The 23,224-nt window shown below is 61.0% G+C and carries 22 protein-coding genes, 1 tRNA gene and 1 pseudogene; 3 read left to right on the top strand and 21 right to left on the bottom strand.

Going from position 1 to position 23,224, the window contains the following annotated elements:
• Positions 1–19: 19 nt before the first annotated feature.
• From nuoC to ACTG2S_RS13685, 20 genes and pseudogenes are all read right to left on the bottom strand, one after another.
• Positions 20–1,825 carry an NADH-quinone oxidoreductase subunit C/D gene (gene nuoC, locus ACTG2S_RS13780; protein WP_040067274.1) on the bottom strand — a complete coding sequence of 602 codons (1,806 nt, stop codon included), beginning with the start codon at positions 1,823–1,825 and terminating at the stop codon, positions 20–22.
• Positions 1,826–1,827: 2 nt separating this feature from the next.
• A complete protein-coding gene (locus tag ACTG2S_RS13775; protein ID WP_005344917.1) occupies positions 1,828–2,502 on the bottom strand; it encodes a NuoB/complex I 20 kDa subunit family protein in 675 nt (224 codons plus the stop codon).
• 29 nt (positions 2,503–2,531) lie between these two features.
• Positions 2,532–2,936: an NADH-quinone oxidoreductase subunit A gene (locus ACTG2S_RS13770; RefSeq protein ID WP_150998911.1), complete on the bottom strand. Its 405-nt coding sequence runs from the start codon at positions 2,934–2,936 to the stop codon at positions 2,532–2,534.
• Positions 2,937–3,314: 378 nt separating this feature from the next.
• A complete protein-coding gene (locus ACTG2S_RS13765) occupies positions 3,315–3,884 on the bottom strand; it encodes a DUF1566 domain-containing protein (RefSeq protein WP_274161177.1) in 570 nt (189 codons plus the stop codon).
• Between the two features lie 13 nt (positions 3,885–3,897).
• Positions 3,898–5,337, bottom strand: a complete 1,440-nt coding sequence (locus ACTG2S_RS13760) for a DUF1566 domain-containing protein (protein WP_279498398.1) — start codon at positions 5,335–5,337, stop codon at positions 3,898–3,900.
• Positions 5,338–5,396: 59 nt separating this feature from the next.
• Positions 5,397–7,842, bottom strand: a pseudogene (locus ACTG2S_RS13755) (proprotein convertase P-domain-containing protein).
• Positions 7,839–9,845 carry a prolyl oligopeptidase family serine peptidase gene (locus tag ACTG2S_RS13750; protein WP_274161174.1) on the bottom strand — a complete coding sequence of 669 codons (2,007 nt, stop codon included), beginning with the start codon at positions 9,843–9,845 and terminating at the stop codon, positions 7,839–7,841. The pseudogene ACTG2S_RS13755 and the gene ACTG2S_RS13750 overlap by 4 nt, the downstream one beginning before the upstream one ends.
• Complete coding sequence (locus ACTG2S_RS13745) at positions 9,845–11,983, bottom strand: TonB-dependent hemoglobin/transferrin/lactoferrin family receptor (RefSeq protein WP_279498397.1); 2,139 nt, start codon at positions 11,981–11,983, stop codon at positions 9,845–9,847. The genes ACTG2S_RS13750 and ACTG2S_RS13745 overlap by 1 nt, the downstream gene beginning before the upstream one ends.
• 163 nt (positions 11,984–12,146) lie before the next feature.
• Positions 12,147–13,025, bottom strand: coding sequence for a flagellar motor protein MotB (locus ACTG2S_RS13740; RefSeq protein ID WP_162519562.1), 879 nt, complete (start codon positions 13,023–13,025; stop codon positions 12,147–12,149).
• The gene (locus tag ACTG2S_RS13735; protein WP_421279883.1) at positions 13,000–13,758 is read right to left on the bottom strand and encodes a flagellar motor protein; all 759 of its coding nucleotides are present in this window, start codon (positions 13,756–13,758) and stop codon (positions 13,000–13,002) included. The genes ACTG2S_RS13740 and ACTG2S_RS13735 overlap by 26 nt, the downstream gene beginning before the upstream one ends.
• 50 nt (positions 13,759–13,808) lie before the next feature.
• Complete coding sequence (locus ACTG2S_RS13730; RefSeq protein ID WP_439982640.1) at positions 13,809–14,024, bottom strand: hypothetical protein; 216 nt, start codon at positions 14,022–14,024, stop codon at positions 13,809–13,811.
• A 178-nt stretch (positions 14,025–14,202) separates the two neighbouring features.
• Positions 14,203–14,290: transfer RNA gene (locus ACTG2S_RS13725), tRNA-Ser, on the bottom strand.
• A 145-nt stretch (positions 14,291–14,435) separates the two neighbouring features.
• Entirely contained in the window at positions 14,436–15,053 is a 618-nt protein-coding gene (locus ACTG2S_RS13720) for a TPM domain-containing protein (RefSeq protein ID WP_005337196.1), read from the bottom strand.
• Between the two features lie 20 nt (positions 15,054–15,073).
• Entirely contained in the window at positions 15,074–15,799 is a 726-nt protein-coding gene (locus ACTG2S_RS13715) for a TPM domain-containing protein (RefSeq protein WP_274161173.1), read from the bottom strand.
• On the bottom strand, positions 15,796–16,386 hold the full coding sequence (locus tag ACTG2S_RS13710) for a LemA family protein (protein WP_270803725.1): 591 nt from the start codon (positions 16,384–16,386) through the stop codon (positions 15,796–15,798). Before ACTG2S_RS13710 ends, ACTG2S_RS13715 begins: the two co-directional genes overlap by 4 nt.
• A gap of 85 nt (positions 16,387–16,471) precedes the next feature.
• The gene (gene mepA, locus ACTG2S_RS13705; RefSeq protein WP_274161172.1) at positions 16,472–17,209 is read right to left on the bottom strand and encodes a penicillin-insensitive murein endopeptidase; all 738 of its coding nucleotides are present in this window, start codon (positions 17,207–17,209) and stop codon (positions 16,472–16,474) included.
• Positions 17,203–18,108, bottom strand: coding sequence for an amino acid ABC transporter permease (locus ACTG2S_RS13700; RefSeq protein WP_101529945.1), 906 nt, complete (start codon positions 18,106–18,108; stop codon positions 17,203–17,205). Before ACTG2S_RS13700 ends, mepA begins: the two co-directional genes overlap by 7 nt.
• Complete coding sequence (locus ACTG2S_RS13695) at positions 18,108–18,929, bottom strand: transporter substrate-binding domain-containing protein (RefSeq protein ID WP_439982639.1); 822 nt, start codon at positions 18,927–18,929, stop codon at positions 18,108–18,110. The genes ACTG2S_RS13700 and ACTG2S_RS13695 overlap by 1 nt, the downstream gene beginning before the upstream one ends.
• Before the next feature lie 2 nt (positions 18,930–18,931).
• Entirely contained in the window at positions 18,932–19,729 is a 798-nt protein-coding gene (locus ACTG2S_RS13690; RefSeq protein WP_069527972.1) for an amino acid ABC transporter permease, read from the bottom strand.
• Positions 19,722–20,492 carry an amino acid ABC transporter ATP-binding protein gene (locus tag ACTG2S_RS13685; RefSeq protein ID WP_075115892.1) on the bottom strand — a complete coding sequence of 257 codons (771 nt, stop codon included), beginning with the start codon at positions 20,490–20,492 and terminating at the stop codon, positions 19,722–19,724. The genes ACTG2S_RS13690 and ACTG2S_RS13685 overlap by 8 nt, the downstream gene beginning before the upstream one ends.
• A 106-nt stretch (positions 20,493–20,598) precedes the next feature.
• Here ACTG2S_RS13685 and ACTG2S_RS13680 point away from each other — a divergent pair, with 106 nt between their 5' ends.
• Together ACTG2S_RS13680 and ACTG2S_RS13675 are read left to right on the top strand one after the other, a co-directional pair.
• On the top strand, positions 20,599–21,141 hold the full coding sequence (locus ACTG2S_RS13680; RefSeq protein WP_274161170.1) for a hypothetical protein: 543 nt from the start codon (positions 20,599–20,601) through the stop codon (positions 21,139–21,141).
• 216 nt (positions 21,142–21,357) lie between these two features.
• Entirely contained in the window at positions 21,358–21,639 is a 282-nt protein-coding gene (locus tag ACTG2S_RS13675; protein WP_005337180.1) for an RNA recognition motif domain-containing protein, read from the top strand.
• Positions 21,640–21,710: 71 nt separating this feature from the next.
• On the opposite strand, the gene ACTG2S_RS13670 is transcribed toward ACTG2S_RS13675, so the two are convergent.
• Complete coding sequence (locus ACTG2S_RS13670; RefSeq protein WP_274161169.1) at positions 21,711–22,610, bottom strand: aldo/keto reductase; 900 nt, start codon at positions 22,608–22,610, stop codon at positions 21,711–21,713.
• 147 nt (positions 22,611–22,757) lie between these two features.
• Between ACTG2S_RS13670 and ACTG2S_RS13665 the strand changes: the two genes are divergently transcribed.
• Positions 22,758–23,165: a helix-turn-helix domain-containing protein gene (locus tag ACTG2S_RS13665; RefSeq protein ID WP_005351138.1), complete on the top strand. Its 408-nt coding sequence runs from the start codon at positions 22,758–22,760 to the stop codon at positions 23,163–23,165.
• The last annotated feature ends 59 nt before the right edge of the window (positions 23,166–23,224 follow it).

Raw genomic sequence — 23,224 nt, 5'->3', positions numbered from 1 at the left:
GGCCGGGAGGGCGGATCACTTAACGGTCCACATCCGACATAACAAAATCGATACTGCCCAGATAGACGATGAGGTCCGACACCATGCTGCCCTTGATCACCGAGGGGATCTGCTGCAGGTGAGCAAAGCTCGGGGTGCGGATCCGGGTCCGGTAGCTCATGGTGGAGCCGTCACTGGTCAGGTAGTAACTGTTGACCCCCTTGGTCGCCTCAATCATCTGGAACGACTCGGCGGCGGGCATCACCGGGCCCCAAGACACTTGCAGGAAGTGGTTGATCAGGGTCTCGATGTGCTGCAGGGTGCGTTCTTTGGGCGGCGGTGTGGTGAGGGGGTGATCTGCCTTGAAGGGGCCCTCCGGCATGTTTTTCATGCACTGCTCGATGATCGACATGCTCTGGCGGATCTCCTCGATCCGCACGGTGGCTCTGTCGTAGGCATCGCCATTGCTGCCAACAGGCACTTCGAAGTCAAACTGGTCGTAGCCCGAGTAGGGGCGCCACTTGCGCACGTCGAAGTTGAGGCCGGTGGCGCGCAATCCGGCCCCCGTGGTGCCCCAGGACAACGCCTGCTCGGTGGTGTAGGCAGAGACGCCTATGGTTCGACCGCGAAGAATGCTGTTGCGCATCGCCGCTTTTTCGTAATCCATCAGCCGCTTGGGCAGCCAGCTCAGCAGGTTGTCCTGCACCAGCCGTTGCCATCCCTTCGGCAGGTCGTGGGCCACACCGCCGATACGGAACCAGGCCGGGTGCATGCGGGCACCGGTGATCGCTTCGATGATGGTGTAGATCTTCTGCCGGTCGGTGAAGGTGAAGAAAACCGGGGTCATGGCCCCCACGTCCTGGATATAGGTCCCGAGGAACAAGAGGTGGCTCTGGATGCGGAACAGCTCCGCCATCATCACCCGGATCATGTCGACCCGCTGCGGCACCTTGATGCCGGCCAGCTTCTCGACCGCCAGCACATAGGGGAGGTTGTTCATCACCCCGCCCAGATACTCGACCCGGTCGGTATAGGGGATGTAACTGTGCCAGGACTGGCGCTCGCCCATCTTCTCGGCACCACGATGGTGGTAGCCGATATCGGGCACGCAGTTGCGGATCTCTTCGCCATCGAGCTGCAACACAAGGCGGAAGGCGCCGTGGGCAGAGGGGTGGTTGGGACCGAGGTTCAAGAACATGTAGTCCTCGTTCTCGTTGCCGCGGGCCAGTCCCCACTCTTCCGGTTTGAACAGCAGGTTCTCCTGCTCCATGTCCTGTTTGGCGGCATCGAGCATGAAGGGATCGAATTCGGTAGCGCGCGCCGGGTAATCCTTGCGCAGCGGGTGACCCTGCCAGCTCTTGGGCATCATGATGCGGGTCAGATGGGGGTGGCCATCGAAGGTGATGCCCATCAGATCCCACACTTCCCGCTCGTACCAGTTGGCATTGGGGAAGTGGTTGGTGATAGTGGGCAGATGCAGGTCACTCTCGGCCAGCGCCACTTTCAACATCACATCGGCGTTACGGTCGATGGAGATGAGGTGATAGAAGACGGTGAAATCGCTCTGGGGCAGACCGTCGCGATGGCTGCGCAGCCGCTCATCGGTGGCGCTGAGATCAAACAGCATCACAAACGGGGAGGGCACCTTGCGCAAGAAGCCCATCACATCCTGCAGCAGTTCGCGGGGGAGCCAGACCACCGGCACGCCGGTGCGCGTGGTCTGCACGGTGAAGTGCTCGGCCCCGAAGTGGGCAAACAGTTCGCCAATGACTTTGGCATCCTTGTGGTCGCTGGGCTGCCACTGGGCCATGGCGTAATTGCTGGGAAAATCACGAGTCAGTTTCATGGTCAGATCTCATCCGGCGTGCGCAGGTTGGTCACATTGATCCGTTCGCCGCGCTTGCGCTCTTTTTCGGCCTGCATCTGGGGACGGTAGATCCCCTGATCGCCCACCACCCAGGAGAGAGGGCGGCGCTCTTTGCCGATGGAGTCCTGCAGCAGCATCAGGGCTTGCAAAAAGGCTTCGGGACGGGGCGGGCAACCCGGAATGTAGACGTCGACCGGCAGGAACTTGTCCACCCCCTGCACCACGGAATAGATGTCATACATGCCGCCGGAGTTGGCGCAGGCCCCCATGGAGATCACCCACTTGGGTTCGAGCAGCTGTTCATACAGGCGCTGAATGACTGGCGCCATCTTGATGAAGGGGGTCCCTGCAATCACCATGAAGTCAGCCTGACGGGGCGAGGCTCGGATAACTTCGGCGCCGAAGCGGGCCACATCGTGGGGGGAGGTGAAGGCGGTACACATCTCCACGTAGCAGCAGGAGATGCCGAAGTTGTAAGGCCAGAGGGAGTTTTTGCGGCCCCAGTTGACTGTGTCTTGCAGCACCTCCTCGAGGCGGCCCATCATGATGCCGCGCGTCGCTTCTTGCGCCAGTGGGTCATCGACGGTCTGGCGCTGCTCCTGGGGGTAGCGCTCAACGGGTGCATCCGGGTCAATCCGGGTCAGGGTGTACTTCATGGTGCAACCTCAAGGAAAGGGTCTGTGGTTCAATCACTGTTTTTGTTGTTCAACGGCGGTTTGCGCGGTGACCAGTCCAGTGCGCCGATGCGCCAGAGGTAGATCAGGCCGATAAGCAGCAGTCCGATGAAAATGGTGGCTTCAATAAAGCCTACCCAGCCGCTCTCCCGCACGGAGACAGACCAGGCAAACAGGTAGAGCGCCTCGACGTCGAAGATGACGAAGAACATGGCGACCAGATAGAACTTGGCGGAAAAACGCAGGCGGGCACTGCCGACCGAGTCGACACCAGATTCAAATGGCTTGTTCTTGGTGCGGCCGTAGGCACGACCTCCCAGCAGGGCGGCGAGGCCTATCATCACCAGACAGATGGTGATGGCACCGATGACATAAATGGCAAAAGCCCAATGTTGAGCAGAAATATCAGCAAACATAGAGGTTTTTCCTAACCAAATTAATCAAGCGACTTAACAATAATGTTACGCATTATGACACTTTCGCACTGATTTACATGTCATTTTTACGGGTTAATTATTAATCAGTTAACCGGTAATTAAATTTTGTTAAGAAGCGCACTTTTTTGTTGGTTATGGCGGGCGAGAAAGGCCTGGAAAGCGCAGAGAGCTGCTCCTCATCATCACCTGAAAGGGGTATGTCGCGTGCGAAGCAAGATCAGGTCGGTATCGCGGGCAGGGGGCACAGGCGGGAGAAGAACGTGATGGCGGGTGAGGTAGGGGGGGCGGCAAGAGCAATAAAAAGAGAGGCTCGCAAGCCTCTCCTGTCATCGCGTTCCGGTTTCGAGCGTGGGGCGGTCAGGGTTTATTGGCGACCAGCAAGACCTGATCCGGGTAGGCGCCAATGGCGCGAAGACCGATATCTCCCGAGGTGATATCCAGATACGCCCGCTGACCATTGGCGGAGGTTACCGTGCTGCTCATCAGATAGACATAGCCCTCATTGACCTCTTTACCGCCCCCCGCCATGGCACGCGGGAAAATGGCTTCATTGAGAGAGGGCTTGTAGCAGGCATGCTCGACCAGGGTCGCCAGCTCCTTGATGTCGGGCAGGCGCCACTGGCTAATACCGCCGAAGTGATAGAGAGCATGGCTGCTGTCACTGCGGATCCGCTCCGCCACTTGCAGCCCCTGCTGCCAGTAGTAAACGGTCGGTTCCCCCAGGCAACTGCTGCCACTCCATATCTGCCCCAGTTTGCATCGCATCCAGGTGAGGCCGGTGTGTTGATCCGTGACGGTGCCGTTGCCATGGTCAAGAAAACGGGCAGAGGGGGCGGTGCGATCCATGGTGTCATCACAAATGGCAGCACCGTGGGCCAGGGGGGCCAGCAGTGCCAGCATGGCGAACGAAAAGCGATAAAGGCTCATGATATTCCTCGGATTATTGGGGAGTGGCGACCAGTCGTACCTGCATCAGCTCGATATAGGTATCTTGCTGCACCAGCGCGGGATAGGTGGTGCCCGCATCTTCTCCCAGGAGCAGGACTGTGCGTTTGCTGATGGGGCCACCGGAGAAGCGCTGAGCTGTGTTGCTGGTGGCGCTCCAGTAGTAGCCATGGTAGGTATCATCTTCCGAGGAGGCGATATCCGGGAAGTAACGGGTGTCCACGATGATGCGTTGACCCAGCGGGTCCTTGGCCAGGCTGCCGTAGTGCATCAGTGACATCAGCTCACCCATGGTGGGCAGCCGCCACTGGCTGATGCCGCAGCGCTGCTCGCCATTGAGCCACTGCTGATACGCGCGGGTGGTCAGCATGGTGGTCAGCGCCTGTGCCCGGGCGAGGGCCGCCAGATCTCCTTCGGCGGTGAGCTGTTCGATCCTCTTATGAATATGCTGGTAGGCCTCTTGCTGCTCGCCTGCGGTCGCCTTGAACTGCTCATCCTCATAGGCAAAGGGTCTGCTTTTCCAGTCAGGACTCAAGGGATCATCCGATTTGACCTCCCACACCAGACCGGTATTGAGATCCTTGACGCACTGCCAGCTCGGCGCGTTGTCGGGGAGCTCCTGACCGCGATCATCGAGTTTGCGATAGGCAAGCTGGGGACGAGTGCGATTCCAGCTGGCATCTTGTCCCGGATAGTCGGCGGGTTCCTGTTCCAGCAGCGGATCGTTGCCATCGCTGAAGGTGGTGACGCCGGTGACGGTCTGCAAGTTGCGTGGCTGCTGCTGCACCAGCAAGGTCAGCAGCTCGCTTTGGGTCTCTTCGGCAAACTGGCCGTTGCGCTGCCACTCCTGAGCCAATTGCTCCAGCATCAGGCTGATGGCGCGATAGCTGGTGGTGAGCAACTGGGTCTCCTTGGCGGTGGCAAGGCGTGTGCGGGCCTGTTGCTGCAAGTTGATCGCCACCTGTTGCAGGGCCTGATCAAACTGGCCGAGACCTGCGAGGGCCACGCGGTCGCTGCCCGGTTGCAGCGGGGCGAGATCGGCCAGCAGCTGCGTCAGTGCGCGATCGGCGGCCACCCCTTCGGCAATGCGGCTCTGCAACAGGGTGCTGAGCAGGGTCGGTTGTAGCCGTTGTGGATCCCCTTTGGCGGCCGGATGTGCCAGCAGCAGGCCTCCGCTCCTCGGTACGAACAGCAGGGGCGAGTTGACGATGTTGGCCGAACGGCTGACCAGGGCCACCGCTCCTTCGCCGCTGACGGCAGGATCGGCAGGATCACATTGCCAGTTCTGATCCAGATCGGCGCACAGGGTACCGGCGGTTGGCAGGGCGACATCGACCCGGTAGTCCGGGATCGCCAGTGGTGCGTTATCTTCCCCGCCGCCACAGGCGCTGAGTAGGGCTGAGAGGGTTGCAATAACCAGTACGGATGGTTTCACTTCACATTCCTTGATTCGGTCACAGGTTCACGGGGGCGGTAACCCCCGTGGTACAGGATTCAACGGCGCGGGGTGCTCCGGCGCCAGAGGCGGGGCCAGAGGGCCAGCAACAGCAGCAGGGGGGAAGCCGTGCCGCCACCCCCTTCATCCTGCTCAAGGGGAATGATGCCGGTGTTGGGCAGGGCTTCATCCTTGTCGCAGCGGGCGCCGACTTGCTGGGCTACACGCCAGTTGCGCAACTGACCGGTGTCACCGGCGCTGGTGTCGTTGATCTCCAGCAGCCAGCGGCCAGCGAGCGGTTCGCCGTGCAGCTTGTCCAGCGATTCGAACGGTACCAGTTCGCGGGGAAACTCCCCCTTGAGCCGGGTATGGCTGGCGTAGCCCTTGTTCCACAGGCTGATCCGGGTACCGTAAGGGGAGGTGAGCCAGATCTCCAGCTGCTCCAGCTTGCTGTGCTCCAGATCGAGGGCGACCACGAATCCGCTGTCGATGCGGGCCTTGCTCTCGGGCAGGGTGAGAGTGAAGCGGGACAGGCCGTGCCGTTCATCGCTCACCGCATCCTTGATCTGGCCACCCTGGCCGATGGCCCGCTGCCAGAGCGGTTCACCGATCGGCAGTTGCAGGTCAAGGCGGGTCTGGCGCTCGGTGGGGCTGGGCAGGGTGAGCTGGAACTGCAGCGGCAAGGTGACTGCCTCGCCACAGGTCAAGTTGCTCGCCGCTTCCAGCGGCAGGGTCCAGCGGGCGGTGCCATCGGCGTTGAGCTCTCCCTGCCAGTGACCGTCACCCATGAGCCCCTTGGTCGGGAACAGGCTGGCGTCAGCCACGGTCAGGGGGCGGCCGCTCTGGTTGGTCAATTCGATGGCGAGGCTCTTTTTCTCCCCGGGCAGCAGGTAGCTGTCATCGGCAAGGCGGGCCGCGATGGGGGTGGGCAGCAGGGCGTGGTGGCGGAAGGCCTGCTCCAGCAGCTTGCCATAGCTGCGGTCCGGATAGAGGCGGTTGGCGGTATCCACGGTGACGCGCGCCAGCTGGGGCATCCGCACCTGCGGGCCGAGGCCGAAGTGGGATTCAATCAGCAGGGTATCGAACTCGTCACGGGCTACCTCGCCATACTGTTCAACGGCCTGGCGCAGCGCGGTGAAGAGCGGAGTGCCCCACAGCTGGTCGCCGTTGCTGCCGTTGATGGTGAGGTGAGCCGGATAGAGGAAGCCCGGATGATAGCGCGCCCGCAGATCATCGAGCTGACGGGGCGTCCGGCCGCTGATCCTGGCATCCCAGTTGAAGACCATGAAAGGCTCGAACTGGTGGGCTTCGGGACTGCGCTGGCGCCAGCTGGCGGCCAGATAGTCGCTAAAGCCCTCGCCGATGGCGCCCCAGTCCCCCTCGTCTCCCATGTCGGGCAGGATATGGTGCTGCACCGCATGGCCAAACTCGTGCCAGATCACCATGGGATCTTCCGCATCGGGTACCCCGATCCGGCCAATCTCCAACCGGCGCAAGAAGGGATCATAGAGGGAGTTGTCCTGCTCCCCGGCATCGGTATCGATGGCCAGGGGGCCGCCCATCAGCGTCGGGTAGCCAAGGGATTCCACATGGCGCTGGGCCAGATCCAGATGGTAGTAGCCATTGATATCGAGGAAGGCGGGCTGCTGATGATCCAACTGGAAGCCATCGGCATCAGGGCTGCTAAAGGGGGCAGTTTCCGGCGCCGTACCATCCACGACCCGGGCGCGTGGGCCACTCAGCTGGTAGGTATCATCCACCTTTTGTACCGTGAGCGGCACGGTGCGATAGGCCCCGTTGTCCAGCACCAGATCGTGGCGCCACAGCAAATTGCCATCTTGCAGCTGAGTGCGTGGGTCGAGGGCAAAGATGCGGGCCTGCACCGTGGCCGCTTCCCCTGCCCGGGACCGCTTCGGCACGGGTGCTGGCCTCTTGCAGCGTGCGCCCCAGCAGGGCGCTGCCATCGCAGGTGACAAACAGTTGCCAGTGGCTGCTCTTGCTGTTGCCCGGCTGGCTTTCCACCGCCAGCAGACGCCAGGCCGCAGTCAGTGTGTCGCCATCCTGCCAGTACCACGGCTGGGCTTCGTCACTGCCAGCGAATTTCCACACCGTACCATCCAGCGTGGCGGTATAGGCATCCACCCCGGCGCGGCTTGCTTCATCACATGGCGTCGCCTGTGCCTGCATCAGCCGGGTATTGTGATAAAGGCGCCACGGGCGACCCTGCTCATCGAGACTGACGGCGGCCATCAGGCCGGCGATCGGTGCGCCATTGAGCTGCTGACGATAATGCAGATAGTGGCCCAGCTTGCCTTGGCGCTGATAGGCCGGGGCATCACTCAGGGTGACGCCGAGCTGCTGTTCGAGCCAGAGGCGGGGATCGGCCGGGGCGTCCTGTTCGACAAAACGCAGTTCGGCGGCCTGAGTGGAAAAGCCAGCCAGCCCCAGCAAGAGGGCGGGCAACAGGGGTTTCATAGTGGTACTCCCAATCAGCGGCGGGGTCATTGGTTGATCCCCGCCAGATGCAACAAGAAGGCAAATTCACGAGCCCGATCGCCACCACCGGCGCGGTGGCCTCCCTCCAGTTCGGTCAGCAGCAGGTAGGGGCCGGAGCCCGTGCTGTGCTCCCGCAGGCGGGCCAGCCACTTGACCGGCTCCCAGTAGGGCACCTGGCTATCGTGCAGGGCGGTAGTGACCAGCAGGGGCGGGTAGGGCGCGCGCTGCAGGTTGTCGTAGGGGCTGATGCGGCGCATCGCCTGATACTCTGCGGGCTTGGCCGGATTGCCCCACTCCTGATACTCCTGACGGGTCAAGGGGAGGGCAGGATCGCTCATGGTGCCGAGCATATCGACGAAGGGAACCTGCAACACGGCGCCGCTAAAGAGTGTTGGTTGCTGGTTGAGGGCCGCAGCAACCAGCGTGCCCCCCGCGCTGCCCCCCATGGCAAACAGGGGCAGGGGAGCAGAGTCGGGCGACCAGTGGCGCAGGGCGTGACCGGCTGCGATAAAGTCGCTGATACCGTTCTGCTTGTGGATGCCCCGTCCGTCGCGGGTCCACTGCTCCCCCAGCATGCCGCCGCCGCGCACATGGGCGATGGCGTAGATAAAACCCCGATCCAGCAGGCTTAACAGCTCTTTCTGGTAGTAGGGGCGCATCGGCGTGCCATAGGCGCCATAGCCGTAGAGCAGTACGGCGCGAGGGGCCAGATCCTTGCGCCACACCAGCGAGACAGGCACCCGGGTGCCATCGGCAGAGGTGATCCAGCGCCGCTCGCTCTGATAGGGCAATGCTTTATTGCCTGCGGTGTGCTGGTCGTTGATCCACTGGCCGCTGGTCAAATCCAGCCAGCGCTGGCCGGGGGGCTGACTCAAGCCCTGACTGCGCACCAGAATGCGGTCGCTGGCCGGGTCATGTTCTCCTTGCAGCCAGCCGGTACCGGCGCCACTGGCCAGCGGCAGGCGCTGGCGTTCATGGCCGTTGCGATCGAGCAGGGCGAGCCAATCCTCCCCCTGCTGGCGAAACTGCACCACCAGATGGCGATCAAACAGTCGCCATTTCTCGGGATCGCCGAGATCCTCCTCTTTGGTGGGCCACAGGCGCTGCCACTCACCGAGCGGCGTGCTGGCTGAGTAGAGGGCAAACGCCCCCTCCCGGTTGCTCTTGATCACCCAGCCGGATTGACTGTCCAGATAGTATTCCACCCCGCGTTGGCGGGGTTTGACCTGCTGCGGCTTGCCCGAGTCGAGCAGGTATTGCTCCGAGCTGTCGTGGTTGTTGCCCTGCAACACCAGATGCTGGCCATCCGTGGTGCGATAGAGGCTGAGCAGCCAGGCGGGATCCTGCTCCTCATAGAGAGTCTGCTCCTGGCCATCCTGCCAGCCGCGCAGCTGCCAGGGGCGCAGGGTGTAGCGCTCGTTGGCGATGGTGTAGAGGGTGCGACCATCTTGTGACCAGGCGAGATCAGCGCTGCGCTGCGCCAAACTGGCCAGCGCCTTGCCGCTTTGGAGATCGAGCAGGGTGACCTGATAGTCGAGATCGCCGCGCCTGTCTTCGGCGATGGCCAGCGTGAGGTTATCCGGGCTCAGGGCCCAGCCGCCCGCTTCGTAATAGCCCTCACCCGCTCTGGCGGGAAGCCGCTGCTGCACCTTGCCCCCGTGGCGTTGCCAGAGTGAGCCATCCGGGCGCAGCTGCCATGCCTGATCGCCGCGGACAAGCCAGTTGTCTGGCACGGGTTCCCCCGCCGGATGGCGGGCAAATTCGGCGCGCAAGGTTGCTTCCAGCGGCTGCTGCGCGGCGAGTTGCTGCTCGCTCCAGCGATTTTGCTGCTTGAGCAGGGCGAGTATGGCCGGGTTGCTGCGGCTCTCGTCCCGCAACCAGAAGTAGGGATCCTGGCGTACGGGACTGCCTGAAATCAGGTGCGATTGGGACGGGATCGGGGGGGGCAGGGCCTCTTGCACCCACGCCAACGGGGCGGCCAACAGGGCCGCCATGATTGCATGATGCTTCATCACATCCCCACGAAACGGTAGCTGAGGCTGGCTGACAGGTAGCGGCCGCTCTGGCTGTAGAGGGAGGTGTCGCTGCCAGCCGGGAGTCCGGCCACATCCTGATAGCGGACATAGCGGGTATCGAGCAGGTTGCCGATGGTGGCATTGACCTTGAGCGTCTCGGTGATCTGCCAGTCGCCGGTGAGGTCCAGACTGAACCAGCCTGCGCTGCTCTGGCAGGCACCGTTGTAGCCAGTCTGCGCATTGGCGCACTGGGGCACCTTGGTCATTGCGGCGGCATAGTTGCCACTGAGCTCAACCCCCCAGTCGAGCTGTTGCCAGCGCAGGGTGGTGTTGCCTTCCAGCGGTGTCTGGGTGCGCAGTGGCTCACCGCGGTGATCCTTGCCATCCATCCAGGCCAGATTGGTCGAAAGCTCCCACTCGTCGCTCAGCCAGAGGCTGGCGGCCAGCTCGGCGCCCCAGGTTTCTGCTTTGGCAACGTTGCGATATTGGCGCAGGAAGACACCGTCATCGAGGCGAAAACCGGTCTGGCGCCAGTCGATGAAGTTGTAGTAGCGGTTGTAGAAAACGGCCGGTTTGACGCTCCAGTTGTCGCTTTGGCCATTCACTCCCCACTCCAGACTGTGGCTGGTCTCCTCCTTGAGGTTGGGGTTGGCAATGATCTCGAATGGCGGCATGGCAAAGTAGTGGGGAATGTTGCCGTAAACCTGATCGTAAGCGGGGGCGCGGAAGCCGTTGGCATAGCTGAGCCAGCTGCGCCATGTCTCGTTGAAGCGGTAACTGGCCGCCAGGCTGGGGGAGATGTGGTCGCTGTGGTTCTCGGCCAGATTGCTGTCCGGTGCGCGCAGGCGCTGGCGGTCAAAGCGCAGGGTCGGGGTAAACTGCCAGTTGCCCAGATCGATCACATCGCTCAGCCAGATGCCATCGCGGCGGGTTTCGGCCTTGCTGAAGGGGGCTTTCTGTCCCTGGGTGGTGATGCCATCTTCCAGGGTCAGATTGCTGACCGGCCGCTCGTGGTTGGCCTGCTCCAGCTCCACACCGTAGCTGAAGGTGTGATCCAGCGAGCCGGTGCTCAGCTTGCTCTGCAGCTCCAGCTCACTGCCAAGGCGCAGCTCCTCGAACGTGGAGAGGGTGCGCTGGCTGCGATATCTGGGATAGCCGCTCAGGGCATCGTTGCGCAGCAGCTGGCGCTGGTTGGCCTCGTTGCGGGACTGATTGCCAAACAGGCTCCAGTTGAGGGTATCGACCATGCCCAGATCGCTGGCTTCCCAGCTGAACTTGCCGCCCTGGGTGCGCTGATCGCCATCTTCCTGAAAACCGACCACGTCCCAGCTGCCATCGGGTTGGGGCACCGCCTTTGGGCCCATCTGGCGTTTGGCGTGATCCTCGTAGTAGTCCAGCTCCAGCCGCAGAGCGTGATGGGCATTGAGGGGGAGGCGGCTGCTGGTGGAGGCGCTAATGCCATCCAGATCCGCCGGAATGCGGTTCTCTTCAAAGTTGGCGGTTTCGTTGCCACGCCAGCCGGAGAGGCGCAACAGATGTTCGCTCTCCAGTGCCCGAACCGCGCCGGTCATGCTGAGCTTCTTCTTGTTGCTGTCGCCACCGTAGAGAGTCTTGGCCGCTAGATAGCTATCCTGCTGTTGCAGATAATCTTCCGGCTGCTTGGTATTCATCACCACGGTGCCGCCGATGGCATCGGAGCCATGCAGGGAGGAGCCGGCCCCCTTGGCCACCTCAATCTGCTTGATGTCATCAAGGTCGAAGTTGAAGCGACCTACCTTGTCATTGATGTTGTCGGCGCCAAAGCCGTCGCTGACGCGCACTCCATCCTTGATCAGCAGGATACGGTTGCCACCGATGCCGCGCACGCTGATGTTTTGCGGTCGCCCGGCAGAGCCGGTGACCGAGACACCGGGGATCTTGCGAAACACATGAGTCAGCTCGCTGGCGACCTGACGGTCCAGCTCTTCCTGGGTGATGACGGTGATGGAGCCGGAAACATCGGAGAGTTTCTGTTGTACCCGTTGCCCGGTGACAATGATGGTGTCATCGCTGCGAGCCTTCTCCACAGGGGGAAGATCGGCCGCGCCAGCGGAGGCACACAGGAGTGCCGGCCATGCCTGAAGCAGTTTGTTCATAATGATAATTGTTTTTATTTAAACCTGAGGGGCGGCATTATTGCAGAGGCCTGACCACTTGACAATAAATGCCAATCATTATCATTAAGATCTTATGGTGTTGATATTATTGAGTTATTTGTTTTTAAAAAAGAGGCTCCCGCGCGAAGCGGGAGCGGTGGGATTAGGGCTTGAGCAGTTGCAGCGACTCTTCTGCTGCCTTGCCTTGAGAGAGGGTGATATCGACCCGGCGATTCGCCTGGCGATGTTCGGGGGTGTCATTGGCAAAGCGGGGTTGGGTGTCGGCAACCCCCTGAGCGATGACTCGTCTGGCATCCAGCTGGGGGTTGGTCAGCATGGTCTGCACGATGGAAGAGGCCCGCAGCACCGAGAGCTCCCAGTTGTTGCGATAGAGCTCCACCGGCGCTTGGGAGTTGTCGGTATGACCGGTGACCACTACCTGCCCCGGGATGTTGGCCAAAATGCCGGCGATCTTGTTGACCAGCGGGATGAACTGGGGCTGCAGGAACGCCGAATCGGCGGGAAACAGCGCCTTCTCGCCGATGCGGATCACCAGCTGACTGCCAAGCTGCTCGACCTCGAGATCCTTCGATTCAATCTGGGCCTTGAGCTGTTGCTCAAGCTTCTGCTTGGTCACCTGCACCCACTCCTGCTCCTTGGTCTTGTGGGGCCAGGCTTCGGTGGCGCTCGGTTTTTCCGAGGCACCTATGGTCTCGTTGAAGGGGTCCGATGCCGCCATGGGGGCATCTTTCTCCAGCACAGTCTCTTCTTTCGGGCTGCTCGGCGTAGTTTTTGATTCTGGCTCGAGAATCCCTGTGCCCCCCTGCATCAAGGGTGAGCCGGCAGGCGGGGAGATGAGGCCGATTTTACCCAGCGACTCGATAAAGCCCTGGATAAGCACCCGGGTTTCGGACTGCTTGGCCATGGCAAAGGAGTAGAGCACCACAAACAGGGCGAACAGCAGGGTCATGAAGTCGGCATAGGAGACCAGCCAGCGTTCGTGGTTCTCCGGTGCTTCAGCTTTTTTCTTTTTTGCCACCATGGCCTCCCATAAACGGTTCGAGGGATACTTGCAGGCGCGCCTGGGATTCGCCATCCACGATGCAGAGAATGCCGGTCAGGGTCATCTCCTTGTAGTGGCGGATCTGGTGGGCAAATGCCTTGTAGCGGTTACCGAATGGCAAGAAGATCAGGTTGGCGGCGGCAACCCCGTAGATGGTGGCGATAAAAGCCACCGCGATAGCGCCACCCAGCTTGTCGGGCGCATCCAGCAGACCCATGGCGTGGATCAGGCCAAACACCGCGCCTACGATCCCCATGGTCGGGCAGTAGCCGCCCATGGCTTCATAGAATTTGACCGTCTGTTCGAGATCTTCTTGCTCAAATTCGATCTCGTTCTCCAGCACCTCGTGGATTTTCCCTTTCTCGTAACCATCAACCATCATCTGCACCCCTTTCTTCAGGAAGGGATCCTTGATCTCCTCGATCATCCCTTCCAGCGCCAGCATGCCGCTGCGACGGGCGTTGCCTGCCAGGGTCTCCAGCAACTGGGCTTGCTCCAGCATGTCCAGCTTGAGTGGGGAGAGCAGCCACTTGAAACGTTTGGCGGTTTTACCGACAACAGAGAAGGGGAACTGGGTCAACGCGGCACCTATGGTGCCGCCGATCACAATAAGAAATGCGGGCAAATCGAGCAGCGCACTGGGATGGCCGCCTTCTATGATATTTCCGCCAAGAATGCAGATCAGTGCAAAGACAAGGCCTATCAAGCTCATTTTTTCTACGTCCCTGAATATTGATAATGGCTAGTGTAGCTACTTAAGTATCAGTTTTTCAAAATGATATCCAATCGATGAGCAATAATGGGCGCTGGGTAACGTCCATAAAAGAAGGCGTGTTGCGACCATAAGATGGCATTGCAATCATCTTGTTGTTCCTGTTGTTCCTGTTGTTCCTGTTGTTCCTGTTGTTCCTGTTGTTCCTGTTGTTCCTGTTGTTCCTGTTGTGACAGGAAGGAACGCTTGTCGGGTGGGGCAATCACAAAAGCAAGCTAGGGGGCGGGTGCTGGCAATATGAAAAGCTGTGATGTTCCATCAGGGCTTTGCAAACCGGGGGATGAGAGAGTGGATGATCTGCCACTGCGTGGCTCTGGCTCACTTGTCGACATAGGTGTTTGCCGGAAAGCAAAAAACCGACCCTGAGGTCGGTTTTTTTAGATTTGGCGGTGAGGGAGGGATTCGAACCCTCGATACGTTGCCGTATACACACTTTCCAGGCGTGCTCCTTCAGCCACTCGGACACCTCACCAAATTTTCGTTCGCTGCGCTGTTGCGCTGGAACGGGGCGTAATTTAGGGGAAAGGGCTGTGTGGGTCAACCTCTTTTCCCCTTATTTTTCATAATCTTTTCCGAATGCCTAACCCTTGCGCAGAATGCCGGTTTTTTAAACCGGATCAGGGCTTGTCGAGGATGATCAGACTGTCCGGCAACTCGTTTTGATCCCGGGTGGCCGGGAAGGCGTCGGTCAGAATGGCGCTAACGCGCTCCACGCACTCCAGAAAACCCTGTTCGATCTCCTTGTTGCGCACTCGCGCCACGAAGTCGTCGATGATCTCCTGCCACTGGCCGTTGTCGATATGCTGGGCGATGCCGTCATCCACCAGTATTTCTACATAGTGCTCGGCGGCAGAGACGAAGATCAGCACCCCAAGCCGGTCGCGGGTGCGGTGCAGCCCCTGCTCGACAAATTGCAGGCGGGCCATCAGGGCCGCCCGGTGCTGACGAACCTTCTTCGGGATGAGCCGCATCTTGATGGGGGTCCAGTGGAACAGCAGGCTCAGCAGCAGCCAGACTGACCACTGCACCAGCAGGATTTCGTACCAGCCTAGCCAGAAGCCGAGCTGGAACACCAGCAGCGGGGTGAGCATCGCCAGCAGCGCCGCCCAGAGGGTGGGAATGTAGCGATAGCCATCGCTGGCCGGGGCCAGCACGGTGACCAGTTCAGCATCAGTCTCTAGCTCCGCTTCGCGCACCTTTGCCTGAAGCGTGTGGAAGAACTGTTTAGAAATCATGATTTGTCTCTTTACTCCTGTTACCAGCCACCGGAGGCTCCGCCGCCGCCAAAACTGCCGCCGCCACCGCTGAATCCGCCGCCGGAGCGACCACCAAAGGAGCCGGCACCCAATCCACCGGCCATGTAGGCCGACCGACGTCGTCCTCCCGGCCCACCGCCACCCCCCCCGCGCAGGTTGTGGAGTACGATCATCGCAATCACCACCAGAATAAACAGCCAGGGGCCGCCACCGTTGTCACTCTTTGGCTGCTCGACCGGCTGATATTCTCCGGCGAGTGCCTTCATGATGCTCTGGCTGCCCGCCATGATCCCGGCCACCATATCGCCGCGCTTGAAGGCGGGCAGGATGCGGCCATGGATGATGTTGGCTGCGATGGCGTCGGGCAGGGCGCCTTCCAATCCATAGCCTACATCGATCCGCACCTTGCGCTCATCCTGGGCGATCAGCAACAGCACGCCATTGTTTTTGCCTTTCTGGCCGATCCCCCAGTGGCGACCGAGCTGGTAGCCGTACTCCTCGATAGTCTCCCCATCGAGGCTGTCGACAGAGACCACCACCAGCTGGATGCCGCTGCGTTTTTCAAAGGCCGCCAGTTGCTGGGTCAGTTGATGGGCCTGTTTGCGGGACATCAGACTGGCTTCATCCACCACCCGTCCGCTCAGCGTCGGGAAGTCGGGTGCCGCTTGCAGGGCAGTGGCCCAGAGCAGCAGACAGGGAAGAAACCAGCGCAGCATCATCTTCATTGGAAGCTGACCTTGGGCGCCTCATCGGCACCGGGTTTGGCACTGAAACTGGGTTTGGCTTCCAGATCCGAGTAGAGCAGCTTGGACCAGATAACGCCGGGGAAAGTGCGGATCTCGGTATTGAACTGGCGCACCGCCTCGATATAGTCGCGGCGTGCCACCGAGATGCGGTTCTCGGTTCCTTCCAGTTGGGCCTGCAGGGCAAGGAACTGCTGATCCGCTTTCAGCTCGGGGTAGCGCTCTACCACCACCATCAGGCGGGAGAGGGCGCTGGAGAGCTGGTTCTGCGCCGCTTCAAACTCCTTGAGCTGGGCAGGATCGCTCACCTGCACGCTGCCGACCCGGGCACGGGCATCGGTGACCGCCTTTAGGGTCTCCTGCTCATGGCTGGCGTAGCCCTTGACGGTGGCGACCAGATTGGGAATGAGGTCGGCACGGCGCTGATACTGGTTCTCAACCTGTCCCCAGCTCGCCTTGACCTGCTCATCCAGGGTCGGAATGTTGTTCATGCCGCAGCCGGTCAGGCCGAGCAGCAGGGTCAGGGTCAACAGGCTCTGCGTGATTCTGCGCCAGAGTGATGTGGCCATCTTGTTGTTCTCCTTTGGTATTTCGAGTCGATAGTGCGCCATGGATGGTGTACGACCAAGCGTGCACCACCATACCAGCTTGGGGTCAGTTGCCACAACGAGCAGGTAGTTCAGGTCGCTTGTTGATGCCGGAGACCTTGGGCAGCTGGGGCTTGTCTTTGAGCCAGGATGCCAGCTCTTCCCCACAGCCATTGCCGGGCGGAATGGGGGCCTGAGGTTCACAATCGGGGCTGCCCACCGGGCAGCGCAGCCGCACGTGGAAGTGGCTGAAGTGGCCCACCCAGGGGCGCAGCTTGGCGACCCAGGGTTCGTTACCAGCCTGTTGGCAGACCGCGGATTTGATCACCGGATTGACGAAGATGCGGGCCACCTCGGGTTTGCTGGCCGCCAGCCGCAGCAGGGTGAGCTGCTGGGGGCCAAAGCGGCCCGGTATCATCTTGTAGCTGGGTTCGTCGATCAGCGCCCACTCCTTGGGGGCATCCTGCTCCCATTTGCTGATGGGGCGGTTGGCCATGCGAAACCAGATATCGGCATCAAGTCCGGTCTGATGGCTGCGATGGCCGGAGGTAAAGGGGCCGCCACGGGCCATCGCCAGATCAGCGATGTAGAGATCCGGCAGCCCGGCCATGCGGGTCTGGTTGGCCAGCGCTTGCAGGTAGTGGATAAGGTCGGGGTGGCCGTAGTAGCGCAGCCGCTTGGTGCGGATCACCTGATAACCCGGCCCTTCGAGGGGCAGGGATACGCCGTTTTTCAGGCAACCGGCGGCATAACCACCGATGGCTTCCGCTTGCAATACAGTCGCCAGCAACAGGGACGTCAGCATGTGCGTGCTCCTTGTCTTGCTTCGAGTCGGCTCAGCAATACGAACAGACTCAAACATATAAATAAATAGGCCGCGGCCACCAGCAGCCAGATCTCGTAGACCAGTCCGCTGGAGTTGGCCATCTCGGTGCCGACGAAGGTGAGCTCCTGCACCGAGATAAGGGAAACGATGGCGGTATCCTTCACCAGCGCAATGAGCTGGCCGGTGAGGGGGGGGAGCATCAGCAGCATGGCCTGCGGCAGGATCACATGGCGCAGCCGCACCCAGGGAGAGAGCCCGAGGCTCTGCGCCGCCTCCCACTGGCCACGGGGGATGGCGGCCAGCCCGGCGCGGACGATCTCGGCGACGAAGGCTGCGCTGATCATGCCAACGCAGAGGGTGCCTGAGATGAGGTTCTCCCAGCGGGCAGGTGGGCCAAACAGCGCCTCTTGCCACGGGGAGAGTGATACGGTGCCGAGCCAGCGGGAGAGGCCGCTCGAAGGCAGCAGCTGGTTGGCGATAAAGAAGTAGAAGATGAAGATAAAGACCAGCGGCGGCAGATTGCGGATCAGCTGGATAAACAGGGTCGCGGGCATCACCAGCCAGGGTCGGCGGCTGAAGGCGGCTACCCCCAGCGCAGTGCCGAGCAGCAGCGCCAGTACCATGCCGAGCAGGGCGATGCGCAAGGTGGTGAGCAGACCGCTGAAAAAGTAGGGCAACTCGCCGTGAGGGCCGGGGGTGAACAGCAGGTCGAAGGCTTCATGCCAGCGCCACTGATAGGCCACCCCGATGTGCAGGCGGCTGGCCAGCCAGAGGCCAGCCAGCAGCAGGATCAGGGCGATCGCCCCATCCAGCCAGTTGATGTTCCGACATGGCTTCCGGACGATGCGCCGGATGGTCTGTTTGAGGGCCATCAGCATCAGGGATTGGCGACCTGCGCTTCCCACGCCAGCGACTTGAACCAGTAGTCATGGCGCGCCTTGAGCCAGCCATCGGCCTGACGTGCGGCGATCCACTCGTTGAACTGCTCAGCCAGGGCGTCATCCCCCTTGCGCAGGGCAAACCCTTCACTCCCTTCTGCCAGCGGTTTGGCAAACGGCATAAAGAGGGCATCCGGGTGGCGCAGCGCCTCTTGCTCGGGTTTCGGGGAAGAGGAGAGGGCGCCGTGGGCGCGGCCGTTCAGCACCTCCTGAAATACCTGTGACTCGTCATCAAACTGGCGCAGGGTGGCCTTGGGGAAGTGTTCTTTTGCCACCTGTACCGGTGAGGCGCCACGACGTACCGCCAGGATCACCCCGCGCTGGTTGAAGTCCGCCACGGTTTTCTTCTCTTTGGCCAGGGTGCTGGAGGCGGCCAGCTGCACCCCCGAATGGGAGTAGGCCTGGGTGAAGCGCACGCTCTTCTCCCGCTCGGGGGTGATGGTGAGGCCGCCGATGATGACGTCATACTTTTTCGCCAACAGGGAGGGGATGATGCCATCCCAGGCGGTAGGCACGAACTCTACCTGCCAGCCGTTATCTGTGGCGAGGCGATGGGCCACGTCAATCTCGAAACCGATCAGGGCCCCCTGCTTGTCGCGCATCGCCCAGGGGGCGAAGGTGGACATGCCGACCCGCAGGGTACCGCTCTGCTCGATCTGCGCCTGGGTGTCGGAGGGGGCAGTTTCTGCCAGTGCCGGAGTGAGCAGGCTTGCCAGCAGCAGGGCTGCGCCCGACAGGGTGGTCTTGAATGGCAGATTCATGGTTAGCGTCCTTGTTGATCCGGATTCAGGTGACGGGCCAGTGCCCGCGAACAGGCTGACAGCGTCAGGGTTAACAGCAAATAGAGGGCAGCTACGGTAAACCACACCTCAAAGGTCAGAAACGTATCGGCAACCAGAGTACGCCCTTCGTTGGTCAGATCGAAGATGGCGATCACACTCACCAGCGCCGAATGTTTGATAAGGGAGACCAGCTCGTTGGTGAGCGGCGGCAAGGTGATGCGCACCAGCTGGGGCAGGATCACCTTGCGCAGGGTGATGGCCCGTGACAAGCCAAGCGACTGGGCTGCCTCCCACTGTCCTTTGGGAATGGCCTGTACGCCTGCACGCAGCACTTCGGCGGTGAAAGCGCCCTGATAGAGGGAGAGGCTCAACACGGCGCAGGCAAGGGGGGCCAATCCCAGCATGGGGCCCAGCAAGAAATAGAGAATATAGAGCTGCACCAGCTGGGGCGTGGTGCGCACCAGCGCCAGATAAGCGATGGCGAGCCATGGGCCGAGCCGGGAGGGGAGCAGCCGCAGGCTGACCACGCACACCCCGACCGCCAGAGTGCCCAACAGGCTGAGCAGCGCCACCTGCAAAGTGACCAGCAGGCCGTTTAGCAAGGGGCCGGCATAAAAGGTTCCCTCATCCCACTCGCCGAGAAAGGGCAACACCCGCGGCCACTGCCACTCATAGCCCATCTGGCGAGCGCCGCTATAGAGCGCCCAGCCGAGCAAGACAGAGAGCATCACAGTGCCTGACAACCAGCCAAGCAGGCGGGGACGATTGAGCCTAGCCATGATAGCTGAGCACCTGTTCGAGGAAGGCCCGGGTGCGCGGGTGCCGGGGGGCGTTGAACAGCTGGGCGGGCGGGGCAGACTCGATAATCTTCCCTTCATCCATAAAGAGCACCCGATCCGCCACCTGACGGGCAAAGCCCATCTCGTGGGTAACGCAGATCAGGGTCATCCCCTCGTCAGCCAGCTCGCGGATCACATCGAGCACTTCGCGGATCATCTCGGGGTCGAGGGCGGAGGTGGGCTCGTCAAACAGCATCAGCTCGGGTTGCATGCAGAGGGAGCGGGCGATGGCGACCCGCTGCTGCTGGCCGCCGGAGAGCTGGTGGGGGTACTTGTCGGCCTGTGCCTGAATGCGCACCCGCTCGAGCAGCCCGAGCGCCCGGGCTTTGGCCTCCTGAGGGCGCAACCCCAGGGTATGCACCGGCGCCACCATCAGGTTTTCCAGCACCGTCATATGGGGGAAGAGGTTGAACTGCTGAAACACCATGCCAACCCGACCTTGCAGGCGGCGCAGGTAGGAAGGGGTCACCGGCTCGCCAAACAGGAACAGCTGGCCGTCGTCGATCCCCTCCAGCCCGTTGATGGTGCGGATCAGAGTCGATTTTCCCGAGCCTGACGGGCCACAGATAACCCACTTCTCTCCCCGTTCAATGGTGAGATCGATGTGATGAAGAGCCTGAAAATCGCCATAGAATTTGTCAACGCCACAAAAGCGCACACAGGGTTGCGAGCTGGTCAAGAAGCGGGTTCCACTGAGAATCATTTACGCCATGGTATTGATTTTATAGGGGGATGACAAAGAAAACCCCCTTGTCAGCATCCTAATGCCTATTCACAATGGCGCCATTTCGTGATGACAGGAGCTTTTCATGCGTATTACATCCTTGCTTGCCGGTTCCCAGGTGCAGCTGTTGATGCCGCCAGCGGTGCGCTATCGCTGCGTCATTTTTCTGCTGTTGCTGGTGAGTTGGGGCGTGGTGGCGGCCTCCTTGTGGGATGGTTGGGGCGCCATGGCGCTGCTCAGCTGGGTGGGCGTGGTCTTTGGTGGCATCACCGGGATCATGGTGTCGCTGCCCCGCAGCTGGCAGCCCTGGCGACTGGCGGAGCTGGGGTGGGATGAACAGCATATCTATCTGCTCAATGGCAACAAGGATGAGGCGCTGGCACTGCCCCGCAGCCAGCTGGTGGCGCTCGAGCGGGAGCGGCGAGTGGGTCACGACGGCCAGTGGCTCGACTTCAGCCTCGATCTGCAACTGAGTGAAGAGGAGCTGGCGGCGGCCATGGCCTTGCTGGATCTCAAGGCGGGGGAGCTCCATCTGGTGAGCCCGTCGGTCTATCGCTTCGGCTTTAAACGGGCCTGGCACGGTCGCCGGATGTTGGCGCAACGGTTGTCAGATCTGCAATCGGCCTGAGTCGACTATTTTCTCGACAATTCCCGGCAAAGCTCAGATACTGCCAGTGACTCGAATTGATCTTGTCTGCACTGTTAACCCAAGAGATCAATCACTTGACGACAGTGTGGAGAAGGCCACGGCATGAAGCCATGGCAGGTCCGGCATAGGGGTTGTGCCCTTACCGTTATGCTGGGAATTGCATAGAGAAGGCACCTTGAATCGAGAGTGGATGGCATGAAGATTTACGTAGGAAATCTGTCGTACCGGATGACGGCCGACGAACTGAAAACCCTGTTCAGCCAGTTTGGACAGGTCGACAAGGTTGATATCATCATCGACCGCGATACCGGCCAGTCAAAGGGGTTTGGTTTTATTGAAATGCCGGTCAATGGTGATGCCGAGAAGGCCATCGCTGGTCTGCATGGCACAGAAGTCGGTGGCCGTACAATCACCGTCAACCAGGCCAAACCGAAGACAGATGCTCCCCGTGGTCGCCCGCAACAGCGCCACCGCTAAGGTACCTCGGCAATAAAAAAACGGCATGGGTTTCCCCCATGCCGCTTTTGTTTCTGGACGTTTTGCTGTTATCAGGGGACGTCGTAACCGAGCGCCGCCTTGCGGATGCGGAACCACTGCTGGCGATTGAGGGCGATGGATTCGGCGGCCACGGCGGCAGCAATCCGCTCCCGTTTGCCGGAGCCAATCAATGGCAGCGGCTGGCTTGGCAGCATCATTACCCAGGCGTAGACCACCTGCTCGATAGTCTGGGCACCCACTTCCTGACGGATCTGCTCCAGTTCGGCACGCAGCGGGGCATAGGTGTCATCGCTGAACAGTCGGCCGCCGCCGAGACATGACCAGGCCATCGGCTTGATGCCAAGCTGCTGGCACTGATCCAGAGTACCATCGAGGGTCCCTTCCTGATGAAGCGGCGAGATCTCCAGCTGGTTGGTGACCAGCGGGAAGGGGAGGCGCGATTGCAGCAGCTCGAACTGACGGGCGGTGAAGTTGGATACCCCGGCGTGCTTGATCTTGCCCGCCTGCTTCAGGGTGATAAAGGCGTCGGCCACTTCATCTGCGTTCATCAGGGGATCCGGGCGGTGGATCAGCAGCAGGTCCAGATGGTCGGTACCGAGCTTGCGCAGCGAGGCCTCTGCGCTGGCGATGATATGGCCCTTGCCGGTGTTGTAGTGGTTGAGGGCATGCTCCGGCTTGGCGGTGAGGGCGATGCCGCACTTGCTGACGATCTCCATCCGGCTGCGCAGGGAAGGTTCGAGACGCAGGGCGTGACCAAAGGCCTCTTCGCACTGGTAGCCGCCATAGATATCGGCGTGATCGATGGTGGTGACCCCCAGATCCAGATGATATTTCATCAGGTCGAGCAGGGCGGCTGGGGAGAGTTGCCACTCCATCAGGCGCCAGTAACCCATGATGAGGCGAGAGAAGGTGGGGCCTTGCGGATGCAGGGCGACACGGGATACAGACATGGTTGACTCCTTGAAAAACACGATGCGAAAACGATGTGCAACATAGATGACTGCGGGCATCTTGGCTTCATGTGGCTGGCAAAGCAATAATGGGCAGTGGCATGATTCGAACTTTGGTTCTGATCGCAGAGTAGGAGAGAGAGTTGGATGGAAGGATTTGCCGAGCGCTTGCAGAGCCTGATCGGGGAGATGAGCGTGAGCGCGTTTGCCCGCAAGGTGGGGCTCAGTGAAGCGCTGATCCGCAAATATTTGAAGGGGGCCGAGCCTGGCTTGGCGCGGGCCAACCAGATCGCCATGGGGGCCAACTGCTCGCTGGAGTGGCTGGCGACCGGATGCGGTTATCTCTACCGTCAGGCGGAAGTGGTAGACAGGGAGGCGCTGGCAGCGGCGCAACTACTGCTGGGCGAGCAGCAACCCGGGGTGGGGCTGCCCGATGAGGAGGCACTGGTCACCCTGCTCGCCTATTACCAGTTTTTGCGCACCCACAAGAAAGCGGACGGTTTTCTCGACTTGGCGCTGGCGCGGGAGTTTGGTCGCCATCTGGGGGAAGCGTGATGAGGGGCATATTACCCTTTGGTCGTGTCACGGCCGGTTGATTATTCTGATACGCTCTA

The organism is Aeromonas sp. 82P (assembly GCF_051919365.1).
GTDB classification, from domain to species: domain Bacteria; phylum Pseudomonadota; class Gammaproteobacteria; order Enterobacterales; family Aeromonadaceae; genus Aeromonas; species Aeromonas veronii.
Note: the sequence above shows the minus strand (reverse complement) of the source record. Positions and strands in the feature narration are given on the sequence as shown.

What these genes read in the sequence shown, in the direction of transcription:
- nuoC (WP_040067274.1), bottom strand. Translation starts at nt 1,825, where the DNA reads ATGAAACTGACTCGTGATTTTCCCAGCAATTACGCCATGGCCCAGTGG.
- ACTG2S_RS13775 (WP_005344917.1), bottom strand. Translation starts at nt 2,502, where the DNA reads ATGAAGTACACCCTGACCCGGATTGACCCGGATGCACCCGTTGAGCGC.
- ACTG2S_RS13770 (WP_150998911.1), bottom strand. Translation starts at nt 2,936, where the DNA reads ATGTTTGCTGATATTTCTGCTCAACATTGGGCTTTTGCCATTTATGTC.
- ACTG2S_RS13765 (WP_274161177.1), bottom strand. Translation starts at nt 3,884, where the DNA reads ATGAGCCTTTATCGCTTTTCGTTCGCCATGCTGGCACTGCTGGCCCCC.
- ACTG2S_RS13750 (WP_274161174.1), bottom strand. Translation starts at nt 9,845, where the DNA reads ATGAAGCATCATGCAATCATGGCGGCCCTGTTGGCCGCCCCGTTGGCG.
- ACTG2S_RS13745 (WP_279498397.1), bottom strand. Translation starts at nt 11,983, where the DNA reads ATGAACAAACTGCTTCAGGCATGGCCGGCACTCCTGTGTGCCTCCGCT.
- ACTG2S_RS13740 (WP_162519562.1), bottom strand. Translation starts at nt 13,025, where the DNA reads ATGGTGGCAAAAAAGAAAAAAGCTGAAGCACCGGAGAACCACGAACGC.
- ACTG2S_RS13735 (WP_421279883.1), bottom strand. Translation starts at nt 13,758, where the DNA reads ATGAGCTTGATAGGCCTTGTCTTTGCACTGATCTGCATTCTTGGCGGA.
- ACTG2S_RS13720 (WP_005337196.1), bottom strand. Translation starts at nt 15,053, where the DNA reads ATGATTTCTAAACAGTTCTTCCACACGCTTCAGGCAAAGGTGCGCGAA.
- ACTG2S_RS13715 (WP_274161173.1), bottom strand. Translation starts at nt 15,799, where the DNA reads ATGAAGATGATGCTGCGCTGGTTTCTTCCCTGTCTGCTGCTCTGGGCC.
- ACTG2S_RS13710 (WP_270803725.1), bottom strand. Translation starts at nt 16,386, where the DNA reads ATGGCCACATCACTCTGGCGCAGAATCACGCAGAGCCTGTTGACCCTG.
- mepA (WP_274161172.1), bottom strand. Translation starts at nt 17,209, where the DNA reads ATGCTGACGTCCCTGTTGCTGGCGACTGTATTGCAAGCGGAAGCCATC.
- ACTG2S_RS13700 (WP_101529945.1), bottom strand. Translation starts at nt 18,108, where the DNA reads ATGCTGATGGCCCTCAAACAGACCATCCGGCGCATCGTCCGGAAGCCA.
- ACTG2S_RS13695 (WP_439982639.1), bottom strand. Translation starts at nt 18,929, where the DNA reads ATGAATCTGCCATTCAAGACCACCCTGTCGGGCGCAGCCCTGCTGCTG.
- ACTG2S_RS13690 (WP_069527972.1), bottom strand. Translation starts at nt 19,729, where the DNA reads ATGGCTAGGCTCAATCGTCCCCGCCTGCTTGGCTGGTTGTCAGGCACT.
- ACTG2S_RS13685 (WP_075115892.1), bottom strand. Translation starts at nt 20,492, where the DNA reads ATGATTCTCAGTGGAACCCGCTTCTTGACCAGCTCGCAACCCTGTGTG.
- ACTG2S_RS13680 (WP_274161170.1), top strand. Translation starts at nt 20,599, where the DNA reads ATGCGTATTACATCCTTGCTTGCCGGTTCCCAGGTGCAGCTGTTGATG.
- ACTG2S_RS13675 (WP_005337180.1), top strand. Translation starts at nt 21,358, where the DNA reads ATGAAGATTTACGTAGGAAATCTGTCGTACCGGATGACGGCCGACGAA.
- ACTG2S_RS13670 (WP_274161169.1), bottom strand. Translation starts at nt 22,610, where the DNA reads ATGTCTGTATCCCGTGTCGCCCTGCATCCGCAAGGCCCCACCTTCTCT.
- ACTG2S_RS13665 (WP_005351138.1), top strand. Translation starts at nt 22,758, where the DNA reads ATGGAAGGATTTGCCGAGCGCTTGCAGAGCCTGATCGGGGAGATGAGC.